The organism is Pseudomonas mosselii, from assembly GCF_003205295.1.
Taxonomy (GTDB): Bacteria; Pseudomonadota; Gammaproteobacteria; order Pseudomonadales; family Pseudomonadaceae; genus Aquipseudomonas; species Aquipseudomonas mosselii_B.
The window spans coordinates 49,834-62,975 of record NZ_QJRP01000014.1; the positions used below are offsets into that span (position 1 = coordinate 49,834).

General features: G+C 66.3%; 9 protein-coding genes. 7 read left to right on the plus strand and 2 right to left on the minus strand.

Annotated features, from left to right (window positions below; genetic code table 11):
• The first annotated feature begins 4 nt into the window (after positions 1-4).
• From DMX06_RS14990 to DMX06_RS15000, 3 genes are read left to right on the plus strand one after another with little or no spacing between them, the layout of a single operon-like run.
• Entirely contained in the window at positions 5-694 is a 690-nt protein-coding gene (locus DMX06_RS14990) for a GNAT family N-acetyltransferase (RefSeq protein WP_110738199.1), read from the plus strand.
• Between the two features lie 4 nt (positions 695-698).
• Positions 699-1,871, plus strand: a complete 1,173-nt coding sequence (locus tag DMX06_RS14995) for a GNAT family N-acetyltransferase (RefSeq protein WP_110738200.1) — start codon at positions 699-701, stop codon at positions 1,869-1,871.
• Complete coding sequence (locus tag DMX06_RS15000) at positions 1,843-2,619, plus strand: ChbG/HpnK family deacetylase (RefSeq protein ID WP_110738274.1); 777 nt, start codon at positions 1,843-1,845, stop codon at positions 2,617-2,619. The genes DMX06_RS14995 and DMX06_RS15000 overlap by 29 nt, the downstream gene beginning before the upstream one ends.
• On the opposite strand, the gene DMX06_RS15005 is transcribed toward DMX06_RS15000, so the two are convergent.
• Entirely contained in the window at positions 2,616-4,859 is a 2,244-nt protein-coding gene (locus DMX06_RS15005) for a putative bifunctional diguanylate cyclase/phosphodiesterase (RefSeq protein WP_375538099.1), read from the minus strand. The two genes, DMX06_RS15000 and DMX06_RS15005, sit on opposite strands and share 4 nt — an antisense overlap.
• A gap of 136 nt (positions 4,860-4,995) precedes the next feature.
• Here DMX06_RS15005 and DMX06_RS15010 point away from each other — a divergent pair, with 136 nt between their 5' ends.
• The 4 genes from DMX06_RS15010 to DMX06_RS15025 all read left to right on the plus strand — a co-directional run bounded on the left by DMX06_RS15010 (position 4,996) and on the right by DMX06_RS15025 (position 11,855).
• Positions 4,996-8,121 (plus strand): dermonecrotic toxin domain-containing protein, encoded by a 3,126-nt coding sequence (locus DMX06_RS15010; protein ID WP_110738201.1) that lies wholly within the window; start codon positions 4,996-4,998, stop codon positions 8,119-8,121.
• Positions 8,122-8,216: 95 nt separating this feature from the next.
• Positions 8,217-9,836, plus strand: coding sequence for an NADP-dependent glyceraldehyde-3-phosphate dehydrogenase (locus tag DMX06_RS15015; protein WP_050705448.1), 1,620 nt, complete (start codon positions 8,217-8,219; stop codon positions 9,834-9,836).
• Between the two features lie 270 nt (positions 9,837-10,106).
• Positions 10,107-10,574 (plus strand): VOC family protein, encoded by a 468-nt coding sequence (locus tag DMX06_RS15020; protein WP_110738202.1) that lies wholly within the window; start codon positions 10,107-10,109, stop codon positions 10,572-10,574.
• An 87-nt stretch (positions 10,575-10,661) separates the two neighbouring features.
• On the plus strand, positions 10,662-11,855 hold the full coding sequence (locus tag DMX06_RS15025; protein ID WP_110738203.1) for a hypothetical protein: 1,194 nt from the start codon (positions 10,662-10,664) through the stop codon (positions 11,853-11,855).
• A 70-nt stretch (positions 11,856-11,925) separates the two neighbouring features.
• Here DMX06_RS15025 and yiaY read toward each other — a convergent pair whose 3' ends face one another.
• Positions 11,926-13,074: an L-threonine dehydrogenase gene (gene yiaY, locus DMX06_RS15030; RefSeq protein ID WP_110738204.1), complete on the minus strand. Its 1,149-nt coding sequence runs from the start codon at positions 13,072-13,074 to the stop codon at positions 11,926-11,928.
• Between the last annotated feature and the right edge of the window lie 68 nt (positions 13,075-13,142).

A 13,142-nucleotide genomic window follows, 5' to 3' on the forward strand; every position in this document is an offset into this window, starting at 1 on the left:
CACCATGACTGCATTCACCAAGATCCAGGACCGCATCAAGCGCAAGGGACTGCGTGACACCCTCGGTAGCGCCTTGCGGCACTACGTCTTCTATCATTGGGAACTGCTGTGGATGGAGCGCGACCTGGTCAGCCCGGTGCCGCCGCACCGGCTCAAGCCCTACGCCAGCCTGCGCGTCGAGACCATCACCGTGCATAACGTGCAGGCCTTCGCCCGTCACTTCGGCGACCGCGTCGAGACCATGCGCGAGCTGGCCGCCGAGGGCCACACCGGGTTGATGTTCCTCGACGACGACAACGACGCCGTGGCCTTCATCTGGGGCAGCAGCCGCCACTACCACGACCGTCATTACTACGGCTGCTGGTTCCCGGTCGGACCGGGAGAGTTCTTCGAGTTCGGTGGCGAGCTGATCCGCAAGTACTGGGGCACCGAGCTGTCGGTGGACCTGCAGCTTGCGCTATGGAAAGCCATGGCCGCCCAGGGCTGCACCAAGGTGGTGGACGTGTGCGAGCAGCACAACATCCCGGCGCTCAAGCTGCACCTGCGCATGGGCTATCAGGAACAAGGACGGATCATGAACGTGTACTGCCTGTTCGGCCGCTGGAGGTTCTACCGCGAGAGCCGCTACACCACCTCGCGCCTGGAGCCACTGCGCAAACCGCAGGCCCCGGCCTCCTCGGCCACGGCGGGCTGAGCCCATGGCCCTGCAGCTCAGTTGGTGTGCGTCGCTGCGCAGCGACGACTTCCCCGCCGCCGACTACGAGGCGCTGCGCAAGCGCCTGCCCGGCAGCACGCCGTTCAACCACCTCGGCTGGCTGCGCGCCGCCGAGACCGCCCTGCTGCCCGGCCAGCGGCTTGGCGTACTGCTCGGCTACCAGGACGAACGCCTGTGCCTGTGCCTGCCACTGATCCGCGCCCGGGAGCCTTTCGGCCCGCTGTTCGCGCCGGTGGTACGCCACCTGGGCTATCCGCTGAGCGACCGCATCGCCCTGCTCATCGACCTGCCGGCGCTGTACGCCGACCAGGTCCTGCAGGCCATCCGCAAGCACCTGCCCCATGCCTTGCTGCAACTGAACGAGGTGCCGGACAACGCCGAGCACGAAGGCTGGTTGCGCCAGTGGGCCGGCGCCAGTTCCACCTGGCAGCAGCGCCTGACCTGCCGCGTGCCGGTGCACCGCATCAACGAACAGGATCGCCAGGAGGTCAGCGGCGACCCGCGCTACAAGTTGCGCCGCGCACGCAAGCGGATCAACGCCTGCGGCGCCAGCGTGCGCCGGGTCATGGCCACGGCCGCGAACATGGGCGAGCTGCTCGACGCCATCAGCGCCGTCGAGGCCGTGAGCTGGAAAGGCGACGACGAGGTCGGCATCTTCTCCGGTCCCCAGCGCCGCCAGTGGATGTACCAGGCCTTCACCGCGCTGGCCGGCGAAGGGCTGGTGTGCCTGGTGCTGCTGGAGCTGGACGGCCGCTGCATCAGCTACCGCCTGGGCCTGGTGGAGCGCGGCCGGGTCTACGACTACAACCTTGCCTTCGTCCCGGAGCACCGAGACCTGGGCAGCGGCCGCGTGCTGCTGGAGGAGTGGATCCACTGGGGCCTGGAGGCGGACTGGAAATGGATCGACGCCTCGCGAGTCAGCCTGGACAACTCCAGCCACCAGCTGCACGAACGCATGACCGGCCAGCTCGAACAGTGGCGCCTGAGCAGCTACAGCTGGCGCCCCGATGGCGTACTGCTGGGCCTTGCACTGCGCTGCTGGCAATGGCTCAAGCCGCGCCTGCGCAAGCGTTTGCCGCGCAACGAAGCCGATGTTGTCGCCCCCACCCCGCCACAGGAGCGCCCGGATGCCATCCCAGGTCATAGTCAACGCTGATGATTTCGGCCTCAGTGCCCACACCAACGCGGTCATCCTACACGCCTTCCAGGCCGGGCTGATCAGCTCGGCCACGGCCATGGCCAACATGCCGGCCTTCGCCACCGCCTGCATGCTGGCCCAGCAGCCGGCGCTCAAGGGGCGCATCGGGCTGCACTTCAACCTCACCTACGGTCGCCCGCTGAGCCAGGCAATCCTTGCCGAACCACGCTTCTGCACACCCCACGGCGAGTTCGACCTGCGCTTGAAGCAACGCACCCTGCGCCTGTCACGCCGCGAACGAGCCGCCGTGGAAGCGGAGCTTGAGGCCCAATGGAAACACTGCCTGGACCACGGCTTGATGCCCAGCCACCTGGATTCGCACCAGCACGTGCACAACATCTGGCCGGTGGGCACCGTCGTCGCCCGCTTCGCTCGCGCCCAGGGCGTGCCGGTACGCCTGGCGCGCAACCTGGGGCACAACATCGGGCCGGCCAAGCGCGCGTTCAAGACCCTGCTCAACTGGCGTCTGCGCCAGCTCGCCGGCAGCACAGCCGACTTCGTCTGCACGCCCGCCGACCTCAAGGCCGGCCTGGCTCCCGAGCATGGCGTGCTGGAACTGGTGGCCCACCCCAGCGCACTGGGCGGGCACGACTTCGGCGACGCCTACCTGGCCAGCGGCGAATCTTTGCTGGCACTGGTCGAGCAGCGCCTGGGACAGGTACCGCGTGTGGGCTATGCGAGCCTGGGCGCAGAAGAAGCGAGCTAGCGCCCCGGCGGCCGATGCCGCCGTTCGTGGTTGTCGGCCAGCCAGTGGCGCAGCGCCTCGGCCGGCATCGGCCGTCCGAGCAGGAAGCCCTGGCCCTGGTCGCAACCGGCATGACGCAGGAAATCGTACTGTTCCTGTGTTTCGATGCCTTCGGCGGTGATGCGAAAACCCAGGGCGTGGCCCAGGTCGATGATCGCCCTGGCGATGGCCACCGCATCGTCGTCCCCGGGCAGGTCCTTGATGAAGGCGCGGTCGATCTTCAGGTGATCGATCGGCAGCGCGCGCAGATAGGCCAGCGACGAATAGCCGGTGCCGAAATCGTCCACCGCCGTGGCCACGCCCATGGCCTGCAACTGCGCCAGCACCGCGCAGGCCTGTTGCTGGCTTTCCATCAGCAGGCTCTCGGTGATCTCCACTTCCAGCAGGTTGGCCGGCAGTCCATGGCGTTCCAGCGCCGAGGCCAGGCTGGTGACGTAGTCGCTGCGCTCGATCTGCAAGGCCGCGACGTTGATCGCCAGCGGCCCGGGCAGGCCGTCGCTGGCACGCCATTCGGCCAACTGTGCGCAGGCCAGCTCCAGCACCCGCTCGCCGAGCGGGATGATCAGCCCGGTGCGCTCGGCCAGGGGAATGAACTCTCCCGGCGAGACCAGGCCATGCTCGGGATCACGCCAGCGCAGCAGGGCCTCGACGCCCTCCAGCTGTCCGCTGAACAGGTCGACCTTGGGCTGGTACCACAGCTCGAATTCGTTGTGCTCCAGGGCCCGACGCAGGTTGCGCTCAAGCTCCAGGCGCTGCTGCAGACGCTCGGTCATGTCCGGGTGGTAGGGCCGCCAGGCATCGCGTCCGGCTTCCTTGGCCGCGTACATGGCGGTGTCGGCATGGCGCAGCAGGCTGTCGGCGTCCTCGCCATGCTGCGGGCACCAGGCCAGGCCGATGCTGCCGGTGACCAGGGCGGCGTTGCCATTGAGATCGAACGGCCGCTGCAGGCAGCGCAGCAAGGCGCGGACCTGATGGTTCACCTGGCCCTGGGCGCCTTGCAGCATGAACACGAACTCGTCGCCGCCCAGGCGGCACAGACGGTCCTGGCTGTCCAGCTCCTGCAAAAAGCGCGCGGTCGCCTGTTGCAGCAACAGGTCGCCCATTGGATGCCCAAGGCTGTCGTTGACCTGCTTGAAGCCGTCGATGTCGAGCATCAGCACCGCCAGGCCATGCCCTTGCAGGATCGCCGCGCCCAGCTGTTGCTGGAACAGGATCCGGTTGGGCAGCCCGGTGATGGTGTCGTAGTGAGCCAGGCGCTCGAGCTGCGCCTGGTAGCGCTGCAGCTCGCGGTTGCGCTGCTCGAGCAGGCGCTGCTTGCGGTTGAGCTGGGCGACGAACAGGCTGAACAGCCCCGTGCAGCTCAGGGCGAACAGGAACAGCGGCGAACCGTACAGGTCCAGCCCCGACCAGCCGCCCCGTGGCACGGCCACCAGTTGCCAGGCGCCGCCCGGCACCACCACGGTCATCGTCACCTGCGGCGCATCGAACAGCCGTGGGTCGCCCCAGATCACCGTGCCTTCGGCGCCCTTGCCGTCGCCGCCACGCACGGCCAGCTCGAACTCGGTGTCCGGGCGCAGCCCCGCAGTGAGCAGCAGGCGGTCGATATCGGCGACGATCGACACATTGCCCCAATAGAACCGCACGCCGCGCTTGCCGGTGACGAACACCGGGCGCCGGTAGATCAGCGCCCGGCCGCCCTGGTACAGCTGCAGGGGACCGGCCAGCACCGGCTGGGCCCGGTCGCGGGCCGATCGCACCAGCGAGAACTGGTCCGGCAACTGGCGGTAGTCCAGCCCAACCAGCCGCTCATTGCCCGCCATCGGGTAGACGTCGCGGATGACATCCCCCGGGGCCAGGGCGATATGGCGCATGTAGGGCACAGACTGCAGGGCAGCGCGGGCCATGCCGTGGAAGTGCGCCTCACTGATGCCGCCGTCGGCGCTGATCAGCTGCGCAATGCCCTCGGCCTCGCCGAACGCCGCGCCCAGCTGGGCCTCCAGCGCACCCCGTACACCCGCCAGGCGAGCCGCGAGGTTGCCCAGCTGCTCACTGCGCTCGCGCTGCGCATCCAGGTGCCCCAGGGCGATCGACAGACCGATGCCCACCAGGGCAAGACCGAGCGGTAGCAAGCGATTGAGCGATTGACGCAAGGTCCCGGCTGGGACAGGCGTGAGGTCTTGTGGGAGCTGGGGAGTGATCATAGGCAAGCGATGTCAGGCAATTACGCAGTTATCGGCGCTGCACGGTCAATATTGAGGTTTGTTTTGCCGATACAAGCATGTACCACCGACAGCCCCGTCACGGCTGCTCTGATGTGCGCTTTGCAAGGAGCCACAGATGACAGAGACCCACCAAGCGCTCCTGGAGCGCCAACTACCCGCCTGGGCGCGGGACGCCAGTGCCGAGCACTGGCAGCGACTGAGCGATGCTATCCTGCCGGCGCAAGGCCTGCCCGACGCCGAGGCGGCCTGGTTCGCCAATGCCGCGCCTCACCTGCGCGAGGCAGTCGAGGCCAGCCAGGCGCGCCTGATGCAAGCGCAGCGTGCATTGGCAAAACGCCTGCGCGGGCTGAAGAGCATCAACGAATTCGCCGAGCCCTTGCTCGCCGATCGCCTGCGCACGCAGCACGCGTTCAGCGCACCGTTGCGCAGCACGTCGCTGGTCAGGGTGAAGCACCTCTACAGCTTCCAGGCCTATGTCACTCACCACGAGCACCACAGCTTGCTCGAGGCTGCCCTGCAGAATTTCAGCGACACCGTCACCTTCAGCCGCGACAGCGCCCTCGCCCTGGACAGTGACTGGCAGGCCAGCAAGATCGTGGTCACCGGCAGGACGACGCTGGGCGACAGCGAAACGGAAATCGACATCGACCTGCCCTCGGAGCAGATCCAGATCAAGGCCCTGGCACTGTCGCCAGACGCTTTCGCCAGCACCTGCCGGGAGCTGGACGTCGGCCAGGCTTACCAGAACCACCTCGATAGCGCTTTCGCCGCGTCTGGCGTGCGCCCTGCTGCGCTGCGCGTTCACCAGGAAAGCCTGCGCCTGGCGGCCGATCTGGCTCGGCTGCGCAACCAGCTCAGTGGCGCAGGATGGGATGCGCTGCAGACCTTGCTCGGCGATGGTAAAGCGCTGCCCTGCAGCCAGCTGAGCCTCTTCGGCATCACTCTGCACGAGGTGACCCTGATCGACACCGCCACTGCGGGCATCGTGCTCTACCTGCCGGGACCGGCAGGCAGCCTGCGCGCCTTCGACAATATCGAAGCCGTGCATCGGCAGTTGAGGATCGATTTGCAGCAAGAGCCGTTTCGCCAAGATTTCAAGGCTTATGTACAACGTGAGCAACTGGGCGAGTTCGCCAACCGGCTGCGTCAGAACGCCGGAGGCGACCTGCGCTTGCATCCCCTTCCGATCAAGGCAAACCTGTACGACTTCCTTTACGACGACCACCTGGCGCGCCTGAAACAGGAAGCCCGGCAACTGGCCGTGCCCACCGAGCAGGCCGACGAACAGGCGCTCAGGGCGCGCAAGGCCCTCTGGGACAGTGCCGGCCTGGACATGCTGATGATCGCCGGGATGTTCGTACCCGCACTGGGAACGCTCATGACCGCGGTAATTGCCTACCAGATCCTGGACGAAGCCTACCTGGGCTATGAAAACTGGCAGGTCGGTGACCGCGAACAGGCCATGGCCCACCTAAAGTCGGTGGGCCTGAACCTGGCGTTGATTGGCAGCTTGCACCTGGCTGGCAAAGCCTTATCACACCTGGCCAGCAGCCCGTTGCTGGAGAGCCTCGAACCCATCACCCTCGAAGACGGCAGCCAGCGTCTGCGGCGCGCCGGTCAGACTGCCCGGCAAGACGAAAGCGTCTTGAAGCACGCACTGAAGGGTCTGTATCTCCCCGAACAGGCCAGCCTGCAGAGCGAGCGCCTGGTCATCAATGCGACACCGCAACTGCCTGGCTGGCCGGAGCATCTGCGCCTCGAATTGCGGGCAGCGTCACCCCAAGGCCAGCTGCTGCTGGCCGCTGGAGCCAGGCACTCCAGCCGAATCTGCACTGTGCTCAAGTCGGCCGAGCGCTACGAAGCCTACCTCGGAGAACGACCAGCCCCTGTACAACAAGACCACGACCTCTGCCGTGCGGTCGTGCAGGCGCTGTCCTCCAACGACCGTGCAGCCCTTGGCCTGACGAACACCAATGGCGATGGGTTGCGCCAACAGATCAACGACCTGGCCCGGTCGGACCCTGCCATGGTCCGACGTCTACTGACAGACTCGGCGCCAGGTTGGGGCAACCACGGCCAGTTGCACGGCGGCATGGACGAGCCTGCGCCACCCGCTCGGCGTATCGATGTCGGCACGTTCTGGCGCCGCTACCGAGCGCTCTACCCCGAATCCGTCGATTTCCAGGTCAACGAGCAACTGAGTCAATGGTTCGAGGCCGGCCTGGATCCCGTGCAGCAGCTCACCGAACTGGAGCAGCAACTGCTGGCGTTCCGTGACCAGGGACGTGCCTGGGCAGGTGACAACCCGCTGCGTCAGGCAGCCGCGCGCAGGCTGATGAGCAACTGGCAACGGATCTCGGAGTACTCGCAAGAGGAAGGCCAGCTCATCCACATGATCAGCCTGGTCGACCTGGGCCTGACCAACGATGACATGGCCTCGCTGGCGCTGCCTGACCGCTTCACCCATATCCGGCGGATCGACCTGACCGCGAACCCCTCCTTGAGCGAACTGCCCGCGGAGTTCCTCGAGCGGTTTCCCCAGTTGCAACGCCTGCACCTGACAAACTGCGGCTTCGAGCAGATACCTGCGGTCGCCGTGCCACACACACTGGAATGGCTCGATATGCATGGCAACAGCATCCTCTGGAACGACGCCAACCAGGTTGCCCTGGATCGCCTCGACAATCTTCGCCTGCTGGACCTGTCGCACAACCCACTGGCCCGCAGTCCCGACCTGAGCCACCAGAATGCGCTGGATATGCTCAACCTCAACAGTTGCGAGCTCACCGACTGGCCCCCCGGCATCCGTACCGATGACGATTGGCGCCCCGTCGTGTTCGATCTACGGGACAACCGCTTGACCCAGTTGCCGGACAACCTGCAGTTGTCCCGGATCGCGGCCCAGGTCCTGTGGCTGGAGAGCGCCGAACTCAGCGAACGCGTCAGCCGGCAGATCCAGGCCTACTACGAGCGAAATGGCGTCGACCTGCTGGTGGCCGACGCCGAGTATGAAGAGATGCTGGAAGACACCGATGTCGACGACTGGACTATCTGGAACGACCTGCCCCTGCAGTATCGTCGTGAACTGCGTGGGCTGCAGGACCTGCCGGACTACACTCAGCCGCAGCTGTGGCAGCGACTGCGCACCTTCGCTGATCCACGGGCCAGGGATTATGGCCTGTCGATCGGCGCGATGAGGCTGATGGAAGCCGAGGTGTTCCCGCCCCCCTTCGAGGAATGACCGCGAGCAGCTGCGCCAGGCTGGCAATTTTCAGCCAGTCGGCGCATGCTCGCAAGCTGAAGCGTTTCACCATCCGGATTAGAGGTGCAGTACCCATGGACCGTCTGCTCGATTCGCTGTTTCCCGCCCCCGAGGACATCCCCGAAGCCTGGCGCCTGGGCGCGCCGCTGGAGCAACGCGACTACCTGGTCGGCGGCGAGCTGCGCCGCTGGGACGGCCCGCTGGCCACCGTGCGCAGCCCGGTATGGCTCAAGGAAGGCGACAGCGAACGCCAGGTGATCCTCGGCAGCGCCCCACTGCTGGACGCCGACACCGCGCTCACCGCCCTCGACGCGGCTGTGGCCGCCTACGACAAGGGTCGCGGCGCCTGGCCGAACATGCGCGTGGCCGAGCGCATCCAGCACGTCGAGGCCTTCCTGGCGCGCATGCGCGAGCAGCGCACGGCGGTGGTCAAGCTGCTGATGTGGGAGATCGGCAAGAACCTCAAGGATTCGGAGAAGGAGTTCGACCGCACCTGCGACTACATCGTCGACACCATCGACGCACTCAAGGACCTCGACCGCCGCTCCAGCCGCTTCGAGCTCGAACAGGGCACCCTCGGCCAGATCCGCCGGGCGCCGCTGGGCGTGGCGCTGTGCATGGGCCCCTACAACTACCCGCTCAACGAGACCTTCACCACGCTGATCCCGGCGCTGATCATGGGCAATACCGTGGTGTTCAAGCCGGCCAAGTTCGGCGTGCTGCTGATCCGCCCGCTGCTCGAGGCCTTCCGCGACAGCTTCCCGCCGGGGGTGATCAACGTCATCTACGGGCGTGGCCGCGAGACCGTCAGCGCGCTGATGGCCAGCGGCAAGGTCGATGTGTTCGCCTTCATCGGCACCCACAAGGCCGCCAGCGACCTGAAGAAACTCCACCCGCGCCCGCACCGCCTGCGCGCGGCCCTGGGCCTGGACGCCAAGAACCCCGGCATCGTCCTGCCCCAGGTCGACCTGGACAACGCTGTCGAGGAGGCCGTCACCGGCGCCTTGTCGTTCAACGGCCAGCGCTGCACGGCATTGAAGATCCTGTTCGTGCACGAGGATGTGGTCGATGCCTTCCTCGACAAGTTCCAGCGCAAACTCGCCGCGCTCAAGCCGGGCATGCCCTGGGAGCCGGGCGTTGCGCTGACGCCGCTGCCGGAGCCGGGCAAGGTCGACTACCTCGACGGCCTGGTGGCCGACGCCACGGCCAAGGGCGCGCGAGTGCTCAACGAAGGCGGCGGGCAGAGCCGTGGCTCGTTCTTCTACCCTGCCCTGCTCTACCCGGTCAGCCAGGACATGCGCGTCTACCACGAGGAGCAGTTCGGCCCGCTGGTGCCGGTGGTGCCCTACCGCGACCTGCAGACGGTGATCGACTATGTGCTCGACTCCGACTACGGCCAGCAGTTGAGCCTGTTCGGCAACGACCCCGAGACCGTCGGCGCGCTGGTCGACACCTTCGCCAACCAGGTCGGCCGGATCAACCTCAACGCCCAGTGCCAGCGCGGGCCGGACACCTACCCGTTCAACGGCCGCAAGAACAGCGCCGAGGGGACCTTGTCGGTGCATGATGCGCTGCGGGTGTTTTCCATTCGCACCCTGGTGGCGACCAAGTTCCAGGAGGCGAACAAGGAACTGATCAGCGAGATCATCCGTAACCGGCAGTCGAGTTTCCTGACGACCGATTACATCTTCTAAAGCTTCACGCACTTCCCCTGTAGGAGCGGCCTTGTGTCGCGAAAGGGGCGCGCAGCGGCCCCTGGGTTTCAGCATTGATGCATAAATCGCCGGGGCTGCTACGCAGCCCTTTCGCGACACAAGGCCGCTCCTACCCCGATCGCATAAACCCATAAACATGATTTTTAATCGACAATCGATATAAAGCCACTGTCGATTTTCCACCTGCGTAGACGACTCTAATCACCAGGCTGTTGCAAACAACAACCCACGTGAAAGGAGCTTACGAAAATGGCAGTCAAACCTATCCCCGAAGGCCAGCGCAGTATCACCCCGTACCTCGGCATCAAGGAGGCCGCCAAGGCCATCGAGTTCTACAAGATGGCCTTCGGCGCCATCGAGATGTTCCGCCTCGAAGGCCCTGACGGCAGCGTCGGCCATGCCGAGCTGAAAATCGGCGACTCGTCGCTGATGCTCGGCTCACCCTGTGACATGGAGGGCGGCCTCAAGCCCAGCGAGGACATCGAGGTCCCGGGGGTCGGCCTGCACTTGTACGTCGAGGACTGCGACAAAGTCTATGCCCAGGCCCTGCGTGCTGGCGCGACACAAGTGCGCGAAATACAGGACCAGTTCTACGGCGACCGCAGCGGCACCCTGAAGGATCCGTTCAACAACCTGTGGTTCGTCTCCACCCACAAGGAAGACCTCACCCCCGAGGAAATCCGCGCCCGCGCCGCCAAGTTATTCAGCGGCCAGTGAGCGGCGGGCCCCAGGCCGCAAGCTTCAAGTTGAAAGCCGCCGCGCTTTGCTTGAAGCTTGAGGCTTGTAGCTTGGAGCTGCCTCTCAATGCGTATCATCGAAAAATCCGGCGCGCAGGTGCGCAGCCTGACCCTGGCCGAAGAGGAACTGTTGGCCAGCTTCGCCACCGGCACCCTGGCCGGCCCCCGCCTTCTGCAAGCCAACCAGTGGCTGATGAAAGTGCGCAGCGCCAACCAGTGGCTGGCCTGCGATTGCCGCCAGGATGCCCTGCCGGTGCTCAACGTGTCGCTGAACGGCAACACCGGCACCCTGTTCCTGCGCAACAACCCCGACACCCCCGAACACACTCCGGGCTGCCCGTTCAGCAAGGACGAGCGCGAGACCGGCGCAAGCGCCGAGGACAACACGCCTCCCGCAGCCTGGCTGGCGCCGGATGCACCGTTGCGGTTGCTCGGCGACTACCGTCGCGCCAGTGATGGCGAAGTCGCTGCCGCGCCACGCGACCCCGGCGAGCGCCGCGAGCAGCAGCGCCTGCTGTCGCTGCTGCTGACCTGGATAGAGTCCAGCGGCCTGAACGTCTACGCCACGCACCTGAAGAAGGATCTCACCGCCCAGTTCGCCGAGTTGCGCGGCGTCGCCGGGCGCTACCCGCTGCTGGAACGGGTGCCGGCCAGCAACTATCTGGAAACGCGCCTGGACATGAAGCACATGATGATGCTCAAGGCGCGCCTGCGCGAGGCCACGGTGTTCGGCAACCATCGTCGGCACGGCCTGCTGCTCGACTGCGTCGACCAGGTCAAGGGTCGCAAGCTGTTCAACAACCGCAGCGAGGACGGCTTCGACTTTCAGGGCCACCACCATTACTGGGGCGGCAACCGCGCCTCAGGCCCCTTGCTGGCCCTGGCGCTGTACTCGCCGGCCACCGCCGGCAGCCATTTCTACGAGCTGATCCATGTGGCCAGCGTGCCGGTTCTGTCACGCGGGCACCTGTTCCCGGTGTACCGCGACGAAGAGCGCGAACCGCTCAAGGCGCTGGTGTCGCTGATCGACTGGATGGCGAGCAAGGGGGTGAAGGTGCTGATGCGCCGCCCGGTGATCGGCAGCCAGGTAATGGATGAACTGGTGCTGACCTCGGACCAGGACCGGGTGCTGTCGGTGTCGTTGCTGGAGCAGCCGATCGGGCCGGAGCCGGATGCCGAGAACTTCAAGCGCTACGCCGACTTCAAGAGCCTGGAGACCTTCCGCAAGTACGTGGCCGGGTTCTTCATGCGCGAACGCTGAGCAAGCCCCACCAGGGCCGAATTTCGCGGCCCTCGTGGGAGCGGGCTTGCCCCGCGATGACGCGACCGGGCTAGAACGCGGCCTTGAAGATCGCCTCGATCTCCACCTGGCTGGCCACCCGCGGGTTGGTCAAACCGCAGGCATCCTTCAAGGCATTGGCCGCCAGCACCGGCACATCCTCGACCTTGGCCCCCAGCTCCGCCAACCCGGCCGGTATGCCGATGGCCGCTGCCAGGTGCTCGATGGCCGAGATCGCCGCCCCGGCGCCCTGCTCCGCGTCCAGCCCGCAAACCTTGACCCCCATGGCCTTGGCCACGTCGCGCAGGCGCGCGGCGCTGACCTTGGCGTTGAAGCGCTGCACATGGGGCAGCAGCACCGCGTTGCACACGCCATGGGGCAGGTCATAGAAGCCGCCCAGCTGGTGCGCCATGGCGTGCACGTAGCCCAGCGAGGCGTTGTTGAAGGCCATGCCCGCCAGGAACTGGGCATAGGCCATGTTCTCCCGCGCCACCAGGTCGCCGCCGTCGGCAACCGCCTGGCGCAGGTTGTCGCTGATCAGGCCCACGGCCTTGAGCGCGCAGGCGTCGGTGATCGGCGTGGCGGCAGTGGAGACATAGGCCTCGATGGCGTGGGTCAGCGCGTCCATGCCGGTGGCAGCGGTGAGGCCCTTGGGCATGCCGACCATCAGCGCCGGATCGTTGACCGACAGGATCGGCGTGACGTTGCGGTCGACGATGGCCATTTTCACATGGCGCGCCTCGTCGGTGATGATGCAGAAGCGGGTCATCTCGCTGGCCGTGCCCGCCGTGGTGTTGATCGCGATCAGCGGCAGCTGCGGCCTGGCCGAACGGTCGACGCCTTCGTAGTCGCTGATATGCCCACCGTTGGTGGCGCACAGGGCGATGCCCTTGGCGCAGTCATGGGGTGAGCCGCCCCCCAGCGAGACCACGCAGTCGCAGCCCTCGCGACGCAGCATCGCCAGGCCCGCCTCGACGTTGGCGATGCTCGGGTTGGGCTTGGCGCCGTCGAACACCCGCGAATCGATGTCGCGCATGGCCAGCATCCCGGCGATGCGCTCGGCGACGCCGGCCTTGGCCAGCCCGGCGTCGGTGACGATCAGCGCCTTGCGCAGGCCGTAGCCGGCGATCGCGGCCATCGCCTCGTCCAGGCAGTCGATGCCCATGATGTTCACGGCGGGGATGAAGAATGTGCTGCTCATGGCCGGATCCTTTCAAGCTGATGGTAGGCTTTCAGCATCCGCCGGAATGGGCGTGGAGGCGTTGATCC